The organism is Streptomyces sp. MMS24-W38, from assembly GCF_059889265.1.
The window spans coordinates 3,208,390-3,226,428 of sequence record NZ_JCBCPP010000001.1 but is presented as its reverse complement, the minus strand read 5'-3'; the positions used below and the strand labels follow the sequence as shown (position 1 = coordinate 3,226,428).

The following is an 18,039-nucleotide window of genomic DNA, read 5'->3' as shown; positions in this document are numbered from 1 at the left end:
TACACAGTACCCGCACAGTGGCTTCCGGTTGAAATCCGGCCCGGAAGCCCGTCAGTCTGTACACATCGGGTGTGTACGGCGCTACGATGCGCCGCCTTTCGCAGGAGGTGCCCATGGCACAGGCATTGCGACCCAACACCGCCGGAGGCCTTTTCGCCACGGACGGAAAGCCCCACCCACTCCAGGACACCCTGCTCGCGGTGACCCTGGTGCTGGGCATCACATCCTTCGTCACAGCGATGTTCCAGCAGCTGCACCTGCTCAGCTCCTGGACCGGCCTGGTGGGAATCCTCACCGGCGCGTACGGCCAGTGGGTCTCGCAGACGACACGGGCGCGCTTCGGCCTCATCGTGGGCCTGGGCGCATCGGCCGTCGGCTTCTTCCTGGGCATGGCCCACGGCGGCCTCTTCGGCGGGCTCCTCGTCTGACTCCGGGCACCCCCTCCTGAATACCGTGGAGCGCCCCGGCCGACGACCGGCCGGGGCGAAGGTCCGTGCGCCCAACCGGGTCGGCCCCAAGGCGCAGTAGGCTTCGCGCGAGAGCCGGAGCCCCTGATCCCATGGGGACACACCAGCCCGAGGAGCGCCCCGAATGACCCTGACCCTGAGGACCATCAGCCGAGAGCAGCATCTGGCGTACATCCAGAGCCTGCCGTCGGCGAGTCACATGCAGGTCCCGGCCTGGTCGGACGTCAAGGCGGAGTGGCGCGCGGAGAACCTCGGCTGGTTCGACGACCGGACCGGTGAGATGGTCGGCGCCGGTCTCGTCCTCTACCGGCAACTGCCCAAGATCAAGCGCTACCTGGCCTATCTGCCCGAGGGCCCGGTCATCAACTGGTTCGCGCCAAATCTTCAGGAGTGGATCGAGCCGATGCTCGCGCACCTGAAGCAGCAGGGCGCGTTCTCGGTGAAGATGGGCCCGCCGGTGGTCATCCGACGCTGGGAGGCGGCGACCATCAAGAAGGGGATCCAGGACCCGGACGTAAAGCGTCTGCGTGACCTGGAAGCCGACTTCATCGAGCCCCGTGCCTTCGAGGTCGCCGACAAGCTGCGCCGCATGGGATGGCAGCAGGGCGAGGACGGCGGGGCCGGCTTCGGCGACGTCCAGCCCCGCTACGTCTACCAGGTGCCGCTGGCGAACCGGTCCCTGGAAGAGGTCCACAAGAACTTCAACCAGTTGTGGCGCCGCAACATCAAGAAGGCCGAGAAGGCCGGCGTCGAAGTCGTCCAGGGCGGCTACGACGACCTGCCCGAGTGGCAGCGGCTGTACGAGATCACCGCCGTGCGCGACCGCTTCCGGCCGCGCCCGCTGTCGTACTTCCAGCGCATGTGGACCGCCCTCAACGCCGAGGATCCCAACCGCATGCGGCTGTACTTCGCCCGGCACAACGGTGTGAACCTGTCGGCGGCCACGATGCTGATCGTCGGCGGCCACGTCTGGTACTCCTACGGCGCCTCCGACAACATCGGCCGTGAGGTCCGGCCCTCGAACGCGATGCAGTGGCGGATGCTGCGCGACGCCTACGCGCTCGGCGCCACCGTCTACGACCTGCGCGGCATCTCCGACTCGCTGGACGAGACGGATCACCTCTTCGGCCTGATCCAGTTCAAGGTGGGGACGGGCGGCCAGGCCGCCGAGTACCTCGGCGAGTGGGACTTCCCGCTGAACAGGCTGCTCCACAAGGCGCTCGATATGTACATGTCGCGCCGCTGATCCCGCAACCGTCGCACTGTTCGATCCATCACTTCCCCTGTCGCTGATACACCGCAGCCACCAGAAAGGTTCCAGATCCGGCCATGGCGCTCACGCTCTACGTCGACACCGCGCGCTGGCGGGCGCACCACAAGCACGTGCAGCAGCAGTTCCCGGGGCTCGTCCCGGTCTGCAAGGGCAACGGCTACGGCTTCGGTCACGAGCGGCTGGCCGAGGAGGCCACCCGGCTGGGCTCGGACGTCCTCGCCGTCGGCACGACGTACGAGGCCGCCCGGATCAAGGACTGGTTCGGCGGCGACCTGCTGGTGCTGACGCCGTACCGGCGCGGCGAGGAACCCGTCCCGCTGCCCGACCGGGTGATCCGCTCGGTTTCGTCGGTCGACGGTGTGTACGGTCTGGTCGGCGCCCGGGTGGTCATCGAAGTGATGTCCTCGATGAAGCGGCACGGCGTCAGCGAGCAGGATCTGCCCCAGCTGCACTCCGCCATAGAGAACGTCCGGCTGGAAGGCTTCGCCATCCACCTGCCGCTGGACCGCACCGACGGATCGGACGCCGTCGAGGAGGTCATCGGCTGGATGGACCGTCTGCGGGCCGCCCGTCTCCCCCTGCACACGATGTTCGTCAGTCATCTCAAGGCCGAGGAACTGGTCCGGCTGCAGCAGCAGTTCCCGCAGACCCGTTTCCGCGCCCGTATCGGTACACGGCTGTGGCTGGGGGACCACGAGGCCACCGAGTACCGCGGCGCAGTCCTGGACGTCACGCGCATCGCCAAGGGGGAGAGGTTCGGCTACCGCCAGCAGAAGGCCGCGTCCGACGGCTTCCTGGTGGTCGTGGCGGGCGGTACGTCGCACGGGGTGGGTCTGGAGGCCCCCAAGGCCCTGCACGGTGTCATGCCGCGCGCCAAGGGCGTTGCCCGCGCCGGACTCGCCACGGTGAACCGGAACCTCTCTCCGTTCGTCTGGGGCGGCAAGCAGCGCTGGTTCGCCGAGCCGCCGCACATGCAGGTGTCGATCCTGTTCGTGCCCGCGGAGGCACCGGAACCTCAGGTCGGCGAGGAACTGGTGGCCCATCTGCGGCACACCACCACTCAGTTCGACCGAATGCTCGACCGCTGAGCGGCGGCGTGGGGACGAGGAGCGCAGAACGCGGGAGAGGCGTCTGAGCAGGCGCCCAAACAGCGAGAAAGGCCGTGCACGGTAATACCGTGCACGGCCTTTCTCATGCCTCTCGCCTGCCTCCAGGGCGACCGCCCACCAGCCGTTCGCTCAGAGTGAACCGCTGGTGGCGCCTGCCCCGCCCCACTTGACCCGTGGCCCCTCGAAGTGTGCGACGTGCCGTACGGGGCGGGCGGCGGGGCCGAACACGAAGACGTCCTCGGCTCGGTCGAGCACCCCTCCCGAAGGATCGTCGTCACCGGAGCGGCGCACCGGGTCCCGCTCGGGCAGCAGGATGTCACGCACGATCATGACGCACAGATAGAGCGTCCCGAGCAGATGCAGGCCGATGGCCCAGTGATAACCGTCGGCGGGCAGCCCCTTGTGGTCGTCTCCGCTGGTCGTGTACGCGAGGTACATCCAGATGCCGAGGAAGTAGGCCACCTCGCAGGCCTGCCAGATCAGGAAGTCCCGCCACTTCGGCCGGGCCAGGGCGGCCAAGGGCACCAACCACAGGACGTACTGGGGTGAGTAGACCTTGTTGGTGAGGATGAACGCCGCGACGACCAGGAAGGCGAGCTGCGCGAAGCGCGGTCGGCGGGGAGCCATGAGGGCGAGTGCGGCGATACCCACGCAGCACAGCAACATCAGTGCTGTGGCGAGTGTGTTCACGGTGTCCGTGCTCAGCGGGTCGGACGAGTTGTGGGCGATGATCAGCCAGAAGGAGCCGAAATCGACGCCCCGCTCCTGGCTGAACGTGTAGAACTTCGACCAGCCGTCAAAAGCGAAGAACATCACTGGCCCGTTCACCACGGCCCAGGCGACGACCGCACCGCCCAGGGCGGTTCCGTACTCCCTCCAGCGGCCGGCACGCCAGCACAGCACCAGCAGCGGCCCCAGGAGAAGCACGGGGTAGAGCTTGGCGGCCGTGGCAAGCCCCAGAAGGACCCCGAAGGCAAGGGGACGGCCGCGCGACCACATGAGCATCGCTGCGGCCGTCAGGGCGACCGCCAGCAGGTCCCAGTTGATCGTCGCGGTCAGGGCGAAGGCGGGCGCCAGAGCGACCAGGAGGCCGTCCCAAGGCCGCCGGGTGTGCGTGCGGGTCACACAGACGGCGATGACGGCCGCGCACACCATGAGCATCCCGGCGTTGACCATCCAGTACCACTGCTCCTGGTCCTGGATGCTGCCGCTGCCGGGCGTGAGCCAGGAAGCGACCTCCATGAACACACCGGTCAACACCGGGTACTCGAGGTACTGCATGTCGCCGGGGAGCTGGTCGAAGTACGGCACGAGGCCGTCGGCGAAGCCCCGCCCCTGGTAGAGGTGCGGGATGTCCGAGTAGCACGCGTGCGTGTACTGGGAACCGGCGCCGAAGAACCACGCGCCGTTGTAGCAGGGCGCCTTCTGTACCAGGCCGAGGGTGAACAAACCGATCGCCACGAGCACGATCACCCGGACCGGACTCCACCAGGACGCCCCGAGGAGGGCATGCCGCCCGAGCGGACCACCGATCAGCTCGCTGCCGGCCTCGGCGACCTTGTCCTCCCGGGTCGGTTCCACCGGCTCCGGCTCGTGGACGCTCGCTTGCGTCGATTCTCCACTGGGCATGCCGCACATCCTGCCGTACGTGCCGGGACCACGCCGAGGGCCGCCGTACCCGTGGGGTACGGCGGCCCTTGTTTCACGTGAAACACCCAAGTCGGGCAAGCGGGTGGTTACCCGGCCGGGCCTCCGAAGAGACCACCGTTGTTTCCATTTCCGTTTCCGTTTCCGTTTCCGTTTCCGTTGCCGCGGTTGCTGCCTTCCTCTTCCGATTCCGAGGCCGACGGTGAGCTGGTCACCCCGCCGTCCGTCCCACCGGCGTCCGCGCCACCCGGCCCGGTACCCCCCGTGTCGTCCCCCTCATTGCAACGGAAGCCGAACGGCCCACAGGTATTGGTCTCACTCGGCGTGGGGGTGCTGGGCTCCGGCTCCGGCTCCGAAGTCGACGGAGACGCCGACGGAGTCTCCTCCTCGGACTCGCTGGGCGATGGAGTGGGAGTCGGTGACGGAGTGTCGTTGACGATCTCGCCGATGGGCTCCGGCGTCGGGAAAGGCACCGACTTCTGGCCCTTCAGCGCGTCCTCCATGTAGTCCGCCCAGATCTCGGACGGGAACGAGGCACCGTGGATCTTCTTCTGGCCGCCCGTGCCGAACATCTTCAGGAACTCGCGGTTCTTGACGGTCTCGTCGTCGGGGTACCGGAACATGCTGATCGCGGTGGACAACTGCGGGGTGTAGCCGACGAACCAGGCGGACTTGTTGCCGTCCGTGGTACCGGTCTTGCCGGCCACCTCGCGGCCCTCGAGCTGGGCGTTGGTGCCGGTTCCCTCCTCGACGACGGTCTTCAGGACGTCCGTGACGTTGTCCGCGACCAGAGCGGTGAACGCCCGCTCGGTCTTGGTCTTGTGTGTGTAGACCGTGCCGTCCTTGCTCGTCACCTTCTTGACGGAGAACGGATCACGTTGCTCGCCACTGGCCGCGAAGGTGGCGTACGAACCCGCCATTCGGATCGCGCTGGGGCTGGAGGTACCGAGGGAGAACGACGGGTAGTTCGTTCCGGCGAGGCTGCTCTCCAGAAGCCCGGAGTCCATCGCGGATTCCTTCACCTTGTCCAGGCCGATATCCACGCCGAGCTGGACGAAGGAGGAGTTCACCGAGTACCGCATCGCCTCGCGAAGATCGATCTTGTAGTCGGGCGCGGTGCCGTACGTCTTGTCGCCGTCATTGACCTGCTCCCACTGCTCGCCCTTCTCGTTCTGCCAGATCGACCCGTCGTACTCCTTGATCTTGAGCCTGTTCTTGCCGCTGTACAGGCTCTTCTCGGACACCTTCGTCCGCTCGTCCTGGGCCTGCACCCGATCCCCGTCGGGGTCCCGGACGCCCCACTTCATGGCGGCCGCCAGCACATACGGCTTGAACGTCGAGCCGACCTGGGCACCGGTCGCGTCGGCGTTGTTGGTGAAGTGCTTGGTCGCGTCGGTACCGCCGTAGATGGCCACGATCGCGCCGGTCGCCGGGTCCACCGTGGCCCCGCCGAACTGGACGTGGGTGTCCGTCTCCGGGCGTTCCTCGGGCTTGATGCTCTTCTTGTAGACCTTCTTGACCGACTCCTCGAGTGCCTCGACCTTCTTCTTGTCGAAGGTCGTGTAGATCGAGTAGCCGCCCTGTTCCAGCATGCCGGCGGTGATGCCGGTTTCATCGCTGTTGTTGACGATGTATGCCTTGGCGAGATCCACGAGGTAACCGATCTGCCCGCTCAGCGCGGTGTTCGACCGGGGGTTCTGCACCTCGGGCAGCTTGGTGTACTTGGCCCTGGTCGCGGGATCCAGATGCCCGTACTCGACCATCTTCTCCAGCGTGTCCTGCATCTGGAGCCGGGCGCGCTTCTCGTTCTTCTGGCGAGTGGCGTTGACCGGGTCGATGGAGGTCGCGCCGGCCGGGTCGTAGTAGGTGGCCCCCTTGAGGACCGCCGACAGGAAGGCGCACTCGCCCTCGTTGAGATCCACGGCCTTCTTGTCGAAGTAGGCCTGGGCGGCAGCCTGGATCCCGTAGGCCCCCCGTCCGTAGTACGCGGAGTTCAGGTAGCCCGCGAGGATATCGCGCTTCTCCTCGGTGGCACCCACCTTGATCGAGATGAAGATTTCCTTGAACTTGCGGGAGAACGTCTGCGACGGGTCATCCAGCCTGGCGTTCTTGACGTACTGCTGGGTGATCGTGGATCCACCCTGCGTGTTGCCGCCACTGGCCATGTTCAGCACAGCTCGGGCGATGCCCTTGGGGTCAATGCCGCTGTCCTTGTAGAACGTCTTGTTCTCCTGGGAGATGACCGCGTTCTGCATCGCCATGGGGATCTCTTCGAGATTGATGATCTGGCGGTTGCGCTCACCACCCGTGGCGACCATCTGTGAGCCGTCGGCCCAGTAGTAGACGTTGTTCTGCGCCGTGGCGGTCTTGGCGATGTCGGGTACGTCCACCAGCGCGTACCCGATCCCCGCGGCAGCCACCATGCTGCCGAAGAACGCGATGCACAGACCGGTGACGAGCCTCCAGGACGGCATCCAGCGGCGCCAGCCGTACTTGTCGTGGCGCGGATAGTCGATGATCCGGTTCTGGCCGGGAGGCGCCGCCCGGCCCCGGCCGGGCCCGGTGGAACCGGCCCGGCGGCCCCCGCCTCTCTGTGCCGCGCGTCGCGCTTCGGCGCGGCTTCCATAACTGTGGCCCTCACCACCCGAGTCTTGGGAGTCCGACCCGTAGGAATCGGACAGCGACCCAGTGGCGCCGCGCGGCGCCGCGCGGCGGCCGGAGGACGAGCCTGACTGGCCGCGTCGGGCCGCGGCACGTCCGCCACCCTGCGGCTGCGGCGGTTTGCGACGGTGCTCGCTCATCGAACGACTACTCCTCGGGCAGGCGCGTCTCGCGCGCCTGGAAACGGCAGCTGGTTTCCGGTCCCCCCGAAGTACGGATGCGGTGGGTTCCGCATTCATCCCGTACTGCACCGGGGACGAGGACGCCCCCAGGCGTCACTCGGTTCCCGGTGTGTTGTGCATGGCGCACAGACTACGCATCGTCAAAACCTGCCGAGCGCAGAAGTTCGGCCCAAATCAGGCAACTTGCTCCGATTGAATCGGTGATGTGATCCCGTTCACCACCCATCCCCTTGCTCCAGCCGGACGGCCGTTCTATCGTCGTGATGTATCGAGTCGATACATCAGCTCGGCATAAAGATGGCGATGAGCCAGACACGAGGCCGTCACGGCACAACCGCGGCAGAGAGGAGGCGACGATGAGCCGGCGTTCCGGGATCCTCGAGTTCGCCGTACTCGGCCTGCTCCGCGAGTCTCCGATGCACGGCTATGAGCTGCGCAAACGACTCAATACGTCACTGGGTGTGTTCCGTGCCTTCAGCTACGGGACGCTCTACCCCTGTCTCAAGACGCTGGTCGCCAACGGCTGGTTGATCGAGGAACCGGGGAACACCACAGAGGACGCCCTCGCCGCTCCCCTCACGGGCCGTCGCGCCAAGATCGTCTACCGGTTGACGGCCGATGGTAAGGAGCACTTCGAACAGCTGCTCTCCCAGACGGGCCCCGACGCGTACGAGGACGAGACCTTCGCCGCGCGGTTCGCCTTCTTCGGACAGACGTCACGCGACGTACGCATGCGTGTGCTGGAAGGCCGCCGCAGCCGGCTGGAGGAGCGCCTGGAGAAGATGCGCGCCTCCCTGGCCCGGACCCGGGAGCGTCTCGACGACTACACGCTCGAGCTCCAGCGTCACGGGATGGAGTCCGTGGAGCGGGAAGTGCGCTGGCTGAACGAGCTCATCGAGAGCGAGCGGGCCGGGCGAGACCTCAAGGGTCCCGCCTCCGGGGCGACCCCTCGACAGGACACCACATCTGGAACGTCGGGCGACCTGCCCCGGTCCGGGGACCACCCCCGGCCGGATTCGTCCGACGACACCGCCACGTGAGTCCCCCTCAGGGCCTCACTCGTACACACAGGGAGCAACCGGAATGGGTTCGGTTCGCGTAGCCGTCGTCGGCGTGGGCAACTGTGCCGCATCGCTGGTGCAGGGAGTCGAGTACTACAAGGACGCCGACCCGGCGTCCAAGGTGCCGGGCCTGATGCACGTCCAGTTCGGCGACTACCACGTCCGCGACGTCGAGTTCGTCGCCGCTTTCGACGTGGACGCCAAGAAGGTCGGCCTCGACCTCGCTGACGCCATCGGCGCCTCCGAGAACAACACCATCAAGATCTGCGACGTCCCCAGCACCGGTGTGACGGTCCAGCGCGGCCACACCCTCGACGGTCTCGGCAAGTACTACCAGGCCACCATCGAGGAGTCCGCGGAGGAGCCGGTCGACGTCGTCCAGGTCCTCAAGGACAAGCAGGTCGACGTCCTGGTCTGCTACCTGCCCGTCGGCTCCGAGGACGCGGCGAAGTTCTACGCCCAGTGTGCCATCGACGCCAAGGTCGCCTTCGTCAACGCCCTCCCGGTGTTCATCGCCGGCACCAAGGAGTGGGCGGACAAGTTCACCGAGGCCGGTGTGCCGATCGTCGGTGACGACATCAAGTCCCAGGTCGGCGCCACCATCACGCACCGCGTCATGGCGAAGCTGTTCGAGGACCGCGGCGTCGTCCTGGACCGCACGATGCAGCTGAACGTCGGCGGCAACATGGACTTCAAGAACATGCTCGAGCGCGAGCGCCTGGAGTCCAAGAAGATCTCCAAGACGCAGGCCGTCACCTCCCAGATCCCCGACCGGGACCTCGGCGAGAACAACGTGCACATCGGCCCGTCCGACTACGTCGCCTGGCTGGACGACCGCAAGTGGGCCTACGTGCGCCTCGAGGGCCGTGCCTTCGGCGACGTCCCGCTGAACCTGGAGTACAAGCTCGAGGTCTGGGACTCCCCGAACTCCGCGGGTGTCATCATCGACGCCCTGCGCGCCGCGAAGATCGCCAAGGACCGCGGCATCGGCGGCCCGATCCTGTCGGCTTCGTCGTACTTCATGAAGTCCCCTCCGGTGCAGTACTTCGACGACGACGCCCGCGTCAAGGTCGAGAAGTTCATCCAGGGCGAGGTCGAGCGCTAGAACCTCCCCGCTGTGGGCAGTTGAGGGCCCCGGGTCGTGTGCCCCGGGGCCCCTCCCCGTATGTGAGGCTGTGGCTCATGGCCGTCGTCCGTGACCTGCGTGTCCTGCTGCGTTTCCAGGGCTTCAGACGCCTGCTCGCCGTCCGGCTGCTCTCTCAGGGCGCCGACGGTGTCTACCAGGTCGCCCTCGCCGCCTACGTGGTCTTCTCACCGGAGAAACAGACGTCCGCCGTGGCCGTCGCCTCCGCGATGGCGGTCCTGCTGCTCCCCTACTCCCTGGTCGGCCCTTTCGCCGGTGTCCTGCTGGACCGCTGGCGCCGCCGTCAGGTCTTTCTGTACGGCAACCTGCTGCGCGCGCTGATGGCCTCGGTGACCGCCGTCCTGATCCTCGGCCAGGTCCCGGACTGGCTTCTCTACGTCTCAGCCCTGTGTGTCACCGCCGTCAACCGCTTCGTCCTCGCCGGCCTGTCCGCCGCCCTGCCGCGCGTGGTGGACTCCGAACGGCTGATCGTCGCCAATTCCCTCTCGCCGACGGTCGGCACGCTCGCCGCGACCGCGGGCGCCGGTCTGGCCTTCGTCGTACGCCTGGTCGTCGCCGACTCCGACGCCGCCGTGGTGCTCGTGGGCGCGGCACTGTACCTGTGCGCGGCCCTGGCATCGCTGCGCATCGCGAGGGAACTGCTCGGTCCTGACCGAGCGCTGGTCCATCCACGGCTCGCCACGGCGCTCACCGGCACCGCTCGCGATCTGATGGCAGGTCTGCGCCACCTTGCCGCATCCCCGCGCAGGGAGGCAGCCTGGGCGCTCACCGCGATGTCCCTGATGCGGTTCTGCTACGGCGCCATGCTCGTCATGGTGCTGATGCTGTGCCGGTACGCCCTGACCGACACCACGGCCGAGGGACTCGCCCTTCTGGGAGTGGCGTTGGGTGTGTCCGGCGCCGGCTTCTTCGTTGCGGCCGTCATGACCCCTTGGGCCGCGGGGCGGTTCGGGCCCGGCCGATGGATCATGCTGTGTGCGGCGGCCGCCGCGGTCCTGGAGCCCGCGCTCGGACTGCCCTTCGCCACCGGCCCCCTGCTGATCGGGGCGTTCGTCCTGGGGCTGACCACCCAGGGCGCGAAGATCGCCACGGACACCATCGTCCAGGCCTCCGTCGAGGACGGTTTCCGAGGCCGGATCTTTGCCCTCTACGACGTCCTGTTCAACGTGGCTTTCGTCGGTGCCGCCGCGGTGGCCGCCCTGATGCTGCCACCGGACGGCCGGTCGGCCCCACTGGTGGTAACGATCGCCGTTATCTACGGAGCAGTAGCTGTGGCTATCAGCCGGTTTGAGCGCCGGTAAGTGTCACATCAATGCCACAGAGCTCCAGCACGGCGTGGCGTTGTCAGTGGCACCCGATACCTTACGTGCGTCTTATCAACGCGCTTTTCGCGCCACGCACTCATGTTCCAGGGGGACCTCCAAGTGACCACTCCGCCGCCTCAGGGCAACCCGTTCGCCCAGGGTCAGCAGCAGCCCTACGGCCAGCCCCAGGGCCAGGCTCCGCACCCGCCCCAGGATGGTTTCCCCCAGCAGGCCGGTCAGCCTGGCTTCCCCACGCAGGGCGTCCCGGTTCCTCCGCCCGCTCCCGCCGGGCGTTTCAGCAAGAAGCTGCTGCGCATCGTCGGCTTCATCGTCATCGCGGTCCTCATAGCCGTGGGCAAGTGGTTCTTCGGGCAGACGGACGCAGAGACCACGTCTGTGGGCAGTTGCATGCACAACGAGGGCACACAGACAAGTGCGGACCTCAAGACAGTCGACTGCTCTTCAAGCGATGCTCAGTACAAGGTCGTCGAAAAGTTCGACAACACCAGCGACGACAGCAAGTGCGAGGCCGTCGAGGAAGCGACGATCTCGTACTACCAGACGGGCAGCAGCAGCCACAACGTGGTCCTCTGCCTCAAGGAAGTGAAGTAACACTTCCACTCAGGCCACGTGGGGGGCGGTGTTTCACGTGAAACACCGCCCCCCACGCATGTCAACGGGGGCTACGTTTCACGTGAAACATAGCCCCCGTTCCACGCTCTCAGCCCTGATGCCCGGCCCACCACTCCTTGAGGGCCGCCACCGCCGCGTCATGGTCCATCGGACCGTTCTCCAGTCGAAGCTCCAGCATGTGCTTGTACGCCTGGCCGACTGCCGGTCCGGGCTTGACACCGAGGATCTCCATGATCTGGTTGCCGTCGAGGTCCGGGCGAATGGAATCCAGCTCCTCCTGCTCCTGGAGCTTGGCAATGCGCTCCTCCAGGCCGTCGTACGCACGGGACAGCGCGGCCGCCCTGCGGCGGTTACGCGTCGTACAGTCCGAGCGGGTCAGCTTGTGCAGCCGATCCAGGAGTGGCCCCGCGTCCCGGACGTAGCGACGGACGGCGGAGTCCGTCCACTCTCCCGTGCCGTAGCCGTGGAAACGCAGATGAAGCTCGACCAGGCGCGAGACGTCCTTCACCAGTTCGTTGGAGTACTTGAGGGCCGTCATGCGCTTCTTCGTCATCTTCGCGCCCACCACCTCGTGGTGGTGGAACGAGACCCGGCCGTCGCCCTCGAAACGGCGCGTGCGCGGCTTGCCGATGTCATGCAGCAGAGCCGCAAGGCGCAGTGTCAGGTCGGGGCCGGTGTCCTCCAGCGCCATCGCCTGCTCCAGGACGATCAGCGTGTGCTCATAGACGTCCTTGTGCCGGTGGTGCTCATCGCTCTCCAGACGCAGGGCCGGCAGTTCAGGCAGCACGTGATCGGCGAGCCCGGTGTCGACGAGCAGTGTCAGTCCCTTGCGGGGGTGAGCGGACAGGACCAGCTTGTTCAGCTCGTCCCGGACTCGTTCGGCTGAGACGATATCGATGCGTCCGGTCATCTCCCGCAGAGCCGTGACCACCTCAGGAGCCACCTCGAAATCGAGCTGAGCGGCAAAGCGCGCGGCTCGCATCATCCGCAGCGGATCGTCCGAGAAGGACGCCTCAGGGGTGCCCGGTGTGCGCAGCACACGGGCCGCGAGATCGTCCAGGCCGCCATGCGGGTCGATGAACTCCTTCGTGGGAAGCGCAAGGGCCATCGCGTTCACCGTGAAGTCACGGCGGACGAGGTCCTCCTCGATGGAGTCGCCGTACGCCACCTCCGGCTTGCGTGACGTGCGGTCGTAGGCCTCCGAGCGGTAGGTCGTCACCTCGATCTGGAAGCTTCGGTCAACGTCTCCGACGCGGACATCCTTCTGGGCTCCGACGGTGCCGAAGGCGATCCCCACCTCCCAGACGGCGTCCGCCCACGGGCGGACGATCTTCAGAACGTCCTGCGGGCGGGCGTCGGTCGTGAAGTCGAGGTCATTGCCGAGCCGGCCGAGCAGAGCGTCCCGGACCGAACCGCCGACCAGGGCGAGTGAGAACCCGGCCTCCTGGAAGCGGCGGGCGAGGTCGTCGGCGACAGGGGCGACCCGCAGCAGTTCGTTGACCGCTTGGTCCTGCACCTGGCTCAGGGCACTGGTTTGTTCGTTGGCGTTCGGCACAACAGAAAAGGGTACGTGGCTCGGGCGGCCGGAGGCTCCCCCTGGGGCAGGCGCGGTCACCTCCGGCGAGACCCGCACAAGGCTTGCCGCCCGAGGCACGGGACGTGCTCCCCTTATACAGCCACATAGAGGGCAGGGCGGCGCTCCTCCGATCTTGTGGACCGGTCCGCGGCACTCACCCCCGCCGCTCCTCGTTACCATGCGTGGACGTACATTCCGACGACCACTGACGACGACAAGGGACGGGCGAGCGCGTGGCCGAGGCGGCAGACTTCCAGGGGACGAGTGCCTCACCTGCCCGCCGCTGGCTGCGGCGCACCGGAGCCCTGTTCGCCGGAGCACCCCTGCTGGCCGGCCTGCTCCAGTTGCCCGCCGCGTCTCCGGCGGACGCCACCGTGCAGAGCACCCGGCAGGCTCCCTCCGGTGCGGGCTCGGTCTCCGTCTCCGTGAACTCGCTCACCCCGAGCGCCCCCACCGAGGGAGACACCGTCACCGTGTCCGGCACGGTGACCAACAAGGGCGGTAAAGCGGTCACCGACGCCCACGTCGGCCTGCGTGTGGGCCCCCTGCTGAACACCCGCTCCGGGATCGAGACCGTCGCCAGGAACAGTGACGACATCCAGGGCTCCGTCGGTCCGGAGATCGATGAGAAGTACTCCCAGGAGTTCGAACGCCTCGCTCCGGGCATCCCGCAGCCCTTCAGTATCTCCGTGCCGGCGGACGAGCTGAGCCTCGGAAAGAACGGCGTCTACCAGCTGGCGGTGGCCCTCTCCGGGCAGACCTCCGCCCAGCCGTGGGAACAGACCCTCGGCGTCCGGCGCACGTTCCTGCCGTGGCAGCCCGAGGAAGCCGACAAAAAGACGAGAACGACGTTTCTGTGGCCGCTGATCTCCACGGTCCACACGACGGCGGAGACCGGTTCAGACGAACAGCAGACCCCGGTCCTCCGCGACGACGACCTGGCCAAGGAGATCTCCCCGGGCGGCCGTCTGGACCGGATGGTGGCACTGGGCAAGGACCTCGATGTCACCTGGGTGGTCGATCCGGACCTGCTGGCGTCCGTCGACGCGATGACCGAGAGCTACGAAGTCCGAAGTGAGGGTGACACCACCACGGCGGGCCGTCATCAGGCTGTCGCCAAGAGATGGCTCGCCCAGGTGCAGAGCGCGGTGGCGGACAACGAGGTCGTCGCGTTGCCCTTCGGTGATCCGGATCTCGCCTCCCTCGCCCACAACGGCACGCCGGTCACCGGCTCCCTGAGTCATCTCAAGGAGGCCACGGATGTCGTCGTCAACACGGTGGAGCCGATACTCCACGTGAAACCGACCACCGACTTCGCCTGGCCCGTCAACGGCGCGGTGGACCCCTCCATCGTCAAGGTCGCCACGTCCGCCGGTGCCGACAAGGTGATCGCCCGCAGCGACAGTTTCCGGGAGACCGGTGACCTGCCGTACACGCCTTCGGCCGCACGCCCCATCGGGGGCGGCACCACGGCGGTGGTCGCGGACGCCCGGTTGTCCACCCTGTTCCAGGGCGATATGACCAAGGCCTCCACGTCCACGTCCACGGTGCAGCGGTTCCTCGCACAGAGCCTGACACTCAGCCTTCAGACCGGTCGGCAGCGCAGCATCGTCGTGGCCCCGCAGCGCACCCCCTCCGCGAGCCAGGCCCAGACGATGGCCGAGGTGCTGAAGGCCGTCCAGGACGGAAACTGGTCGGAGTCCCAGGACCTCACCGCCGCCGCGAGGGCGAAGCCGGACCCCGCCGCCGCCACCGAGGTTCCCTCGGCCTCCTCGTATCCCTCCTCGCTGCGCAAGCAGGAACTGCCGCAGTCGGCGTTCGAGCAGATCGCGAGGACACAGGACAAGCTCGACAAGTTCCAGGTGATCCTCTCCGACCCGTCCCGGGTGGTGACCCCGTTCGGCCGGGCCCTGAACCGGGGGATGTCCGTTTCGTGGCGCGGCCGGATCGCCGAGGCGGCCACCTACCGCAGCGAGGTCGAGGCGTACCTCGACGGACTCCTCGACCAGGTGAAGCTGATCGAGAAGTCGGAGACGAAACTGTCCGGCCGCAGTGCCACGATCCCCGTGACCGTCCAGAACAACCTGGTACAGGGCGTCGAACACCTGACGCTGCGGCTCACCTCGACCAACCCGACCCGCCTCGAGATCGATGGGGCCGCCTACGAGGAGCAGCCGGTCACCGTCTCGGGCGGTCACAGCCAGTCGGTGAAGTTCACCACGTCCGCCAACGCCAACGGCCGGGCAACGGTGATCGCCCAGCTGTACACACAGGACGGCCAGAAGTACGGCGAGCCGGTCACCTTCGACGTCAAGGTCACCGAGATCACCGCCACGGTGATGCTGGTCATCGGCGGCGGTGTCCTGTTGCTCGTCCTTGCCGGCTTCAGGATGTACACCCAGCGCAAGCGTGCCGCGGCCCACGAGGCCCAGGAGGAGAAGCGCGCGTTGGACGGGGGTACCGAAGGTCCGCAGAACCCGGACGCCCCCGCGGTACGTCTCACCAAGGAGCCGGAGGACGGTTCGGAAACGGACGCCCCGGAGCAGCCGAGTGACCCGGCGTCGGACACCGCACCGGAAAGCGCAGACCCGTCCGACACGGGTGAGAGAGTGGACCGTTGAGGATGTCGTGGCCGGGTGGACCAGAGACAATGAGGTGGGGTAACCATGAACGCGCCGTACGACGGTGACCGCGGCCGTGCCGCGGGCGACTCGGGCCATCCCGAGTCGGACCCGCCCGAGGGTCCGCCGCCCGGGCACGACCAGGCTCCGCAGCCGCCCGCTGATACGTATCTCCAGGACGCCTACGACCAGGACGCCTACCGCGCGCAGGACATCGCCGCCCAGGACCCGGTCGCGGAGGCCCTGTACGACCGCGCGGCGCACCCCCCGCCTCCGCCGGGCGTGTACACCCCTCAGCAGCCGCTGTACGGGCAGCCTCCCCAGTCGCCCCACGCGCCCGACCCACGGGTGTGGGCCCAGGCTCCGGCGCCGGAACCGGACGGCCCGACCCAATACCTCCCGTACGGTGACGATCCGCGCACGACGCAGTTCGTGGGCGTGGACGACCTGGTCGGCCAGGCCGGAGACCAGCGCCGTGAGCCGGACGCCTTCGCCCACCTGTTCCGCGATCAGCAGCAGGACGGCGGCTACACCGAACAGCACGGCGGTGGGCATCCCGGCTACCAGCCGGTGGCCGGCCGACAGTCCCCCGAGTCGGTTACGGTACCCGGCCCGGCCTCCGCTGCACCCGGCCACTACGCGGGAGCCACACCACCGCCTGCCGCCGAGTCGCCCGTACCGGAACCGGCTCCCGTGCCGCCCGCGAAGAAAGGCGGCCGGGCCGGAGGTCTGCTGAAGTCCAGCGCCGTGATGGCGGCGGGCACGATGGTGTCCCGCCTCACGGGATTCATCCGCTCCGCCTTGATCGTCTCGGCGCTCGGCCTGGGTCTTCTCGGTGACTCGTTCCAGGTCGCATACCAGTTGCCGACCATGATCTACATCCTCACCGTCGGCGGTGGTCTCAACTCCGTCTTCGTCCCGCAGCTCGTCCGCGCCATGAAGGAGGACGACGACGGCGGCGACGCGTACGCCAACCGGCTGCTGACCCTCGTGATGGTGGCCCTGGTCGTGCTCACCTCCGTGGCATGGCTCGCCGCGCCACTCCTCGTGCGTGCGCTGTCCAACCCGGTCGCCTCCGACCCCGCGGCCAACGAGGTCGCCATCACCTTCACGCGCTACTTCCTGCCCTCGATCTTCTTCATGGGCGTGCACGTGGTGATGGGACAGATCCTCAACGCGCGCGGGAGGTTCGGCGCGATGATGTGGACCCCGGTCCTCAACAACATCGTCATCATCGTGACGCTCGGTACGTTCATCTACGTCTACGGCACCGCCGCCGACTCCCAGATGACGGTCACCAGCATCCCGCCCGAAGGCCGGCGCCTCCTCGGCATCGGTGTCCTGCTCGGCCTCGTCGTTCAGGCCCTGGCCATGATCCCGTACCTGCGCGAGACCGGGTTCCGCATCCGTCTGCGCTTCGACTGGAAGGGCCACGGACTGGGCAAGGCGGCGATGCTCGCCAAGTGGACCATCCTGTTCGTGCTCGCCAACCAGGCGGGCGCTCTGGTCGTGACCCAGTTGTCCACAGCGGCCGGCCTGAACTCCGATGTCCAGGGCACCGGCTTCGCCGCCTACGCCAACGCCCAGCTGATCTGGGGCCTTCCGCAAGCCATCATCACCGTCTCCTTGATGGCCGCTCTACTGCCCCGTATCTCCCGCTCGGCGGCGGAAGAGGACAGCGGCGCCGTCCGGGACGACATCTCCCAGGGCCTGCGCACCACAGCCGTCGCGATCGTGCCGATCGCCTTCGGCTTCATCTCGCTCGGCATCCCGATGTGCACGCTGATCTTCGGCTCCTCGGGTATCAGCGAAGCGACCAACATGGGTTACATGCTGATGGCCTTCGGCCTCGGTCTGATCCCCTACTCCGTGCAGTACGTCGTCCTGCGTGCCTTCTACGCCTACGAGGACACCCGGACCCCCTTCTACAACACGGTCATCGTGGCCGCGGTCAACGCGATCGCCTCGGCCGTCTGCTTCTTCGTTCTCCCGGCCCGCTGGGCCGTGGTCGGCATGGCCGCCGCGTACGGCCTTGCCTACGTGACCGGTGTCGGTGTCGCCTGGCGTCGGCTGCGCAAGCGGCTGGGCGGGGATCTGGACGGTGCCCGGGTACTGCGGACGTACGCCCGGCTGTGCATCGCCTCGGTTCCGGCCGCACTGCTCAGCGGTGCGGTCTGCTACGGCATCGGGCACAGTCTCGGTCAGGGCGCCGGAGCTTCGTTCGCCGCGCTGCTGGCCGGTGGGGCCGTCCTGCTCGGCGTCTTTTTCGTCGCCGCCCGCCGGATGCGCATCGTGGAGGTCAACTCGCTGGTCGGTATGGTCCGCGGACGCCTGGGACGCTGAGTCACGGGTAACCGCACA

General features: G+C 67.5%; 12 protein-coding genes. 9 read left to right on the top strand and 3 right to left on the bottom strand.

What is annotated here, in order from left to right; all coding sequences use genetic code 11:
* The first annotated feature begins 113 nt into the window (after window positions 1-113).
* The 3 genes from AC6F7H_RS13475 to AC6F7H_RS13465 all read left to right on the top strand — a co-directional run bounded on the left by AC6F7H_RS13475 (window position 114) and on the right by AC6F7H_RS13465 (window position 2,828).
* Complete coding sequence (locus AC6F7H_RS13475; RefSeq protein ID WP_500757252.1) at window positions 114-428, top strand: hypothetical protein; 315 nt, start codon at window positions 114-116, stop codon at window positions 426-428.
* A 163-nt stretch (window positions 429-591) separates the two neighbouring features.
* Window positions 592-1,713: a lipid II:glycine glycyltransferase FemX gene (locus AC6F7H_RS13470; RefSeq protein ID WP_500757251.1), complete on the top strand. Its 1,122-nt coding sequence runs from the start codon at window positions 592-594 to the stop codon at window positions 1,711-1,713.
* A gap of 83 nt (window positions 1,714-1,796) precedes the next feature.
* A complete protein-coding gene (locus AC6F7H_RS13465; RefSeq protein ID WP_363039023.1) occupies window positions 1,797-2,828 on the top strand; it encodes an alanine racemase in 1,032 nt (343 codons plus the stop codon).
* Between the two features lie 150 nt (window positions 2,829-2,978).
* Here the strand turns inward: AC6F7H_RS13465 and AC6F7H_RS13460 are convergent, their stop codons facing one another.
* Both AC6F7H_RS13460 and AC6F7H_RS13455 read right to left on the bottom strand, forming a co-directional pair.
* On the bottom strand, window positions 2,979-4,487 hold the full coding sequence (locus AC6F7H_RS13460) for a glycosyltransferase family 87 protein (RefSeq protein ID WP_500757250.1): 1,509 nt from the start codon (window positions 4,485-4,487) through the stop codon (window positions 2,979-2,981).
* A gap of 98 nt (window positions 4,488-4,585) precedes the next feature.
* Window positions 4,586-7,297, bottom strand: coding sequence for a transglycosylase domain-containing protein (locus tag AC6F7H_RS13455; RefSeq protein ID WP_500757249.1), 2,712 nt, complete (start codon window positions 7,295-7,297; stop codon window positions 4,586-4,588).
* 398 nt (window positions 7,298-7,695) lie between these two features.
* Here AC6F7H_RS13455 and AC6F7H_RS13450 point away from each other — a divergent pair, with 398 nt between their 5' ends.
* The 4 genes from AC6F7H_RS13450 (at window position 7,696) to AC6F7H_RS13435 (ending at window position 11,460) form a co-directional block, all read left to right on the top strand.
* Window positions 7,696-8,379: a PadR family transcriptional regulator gene (locus tag AC6F7H_RS13450; protein ID WP_500757248.1), complete on the top strand. Its 684-nt coding sequence runs from the start codon at window positions 7,696-7,698 to the stop codon at window positions 8,377-8,379.
* A gap of 43 nt (window positions 8,380-8,422) precedes the next feature.
* Window positions 8,423-9,505, top strand: a complete 1,083-nt coding sequence (locus AC6F7H_RS13445; protein WP_500757247.1) for an inositol-3-phosphate synthase — start codon at window positions 8,423-8,425, stop codon at window positions 9,503-9,505.
* A gap of 77 nt (window positions 9,506-9,582) precedes the next feature.
* Window positions 9,583-10,845, top strand: a complete 1,263-nt coding sequence (locus AC6F7H_RS13440) for an MFS transporter (protein WP_500757246.1) — start codon at window positions 9,583-9,585, stop codon at window positions 10,843-10,845.
* A gap of 123 nt (window positions 10,846-10,968) precedes the next feature.
* Window positions 10,969-11,460 (top strand): LppU/SCO3897 family protein, encoded by a 492-nt coding sequence (locus AC6F7H_RS13435; protein WP_500757245.1) that lies wholly within the window; start codon window positions 10,969-10,971, stop codon window positions 11,458-11,460.
* 109 nt (window positions 11,461-11,569) lie between these two features.
* Here AC6F7H_RS13435 and AC6F7H_RS13430 read toward each other — a convergent pair whose 3' ends face one another.
* Entirely contained in the window at window positions 11,570-13,036 is a 1,467-nt protein-coding gene (locus tag AC6F7H_RS13430; protein WP_500757244.1) for a CCA tRNA nucleotidyltransferase, read from the bottom strand.
* A 254-nt stretch (window positions 13,037-13,290) separates the two neighbouring features.
* Here AC6F7H_RS13430 and AC6F7H_RS13425 point away from each other — a divergent pair, with 254 nt between their 5' ends.
* Window positions 13,291-15,678, top strand: a complete 2,388-nt coding sequence (locus AC6F7H_RS13425; protein ID WP_500757243.1) for a DUF6049 family protein — start codon at window positions 13,291-13,293, stop codon at window positions 15,676-15,678.
* A gap of 45 nt (window positions 15,679-15,723) precedes the next feature.
* The gene (gene murJ / locus AC6F7H_RS13420) at window positions 15,724-18,021 is read left to right on the top strand and encodes a murein biosynthesis integral membrane protein MurJ (protein ID WP_500757242.1); all 2,298 of its coding nucleotides are present in this window, start codon (window positions 15,724-15,726) and stop codon (window positions 18,019-18,021) included.
* Window positions 18,022-18,039: the final 18 nt, after the last annotated feature.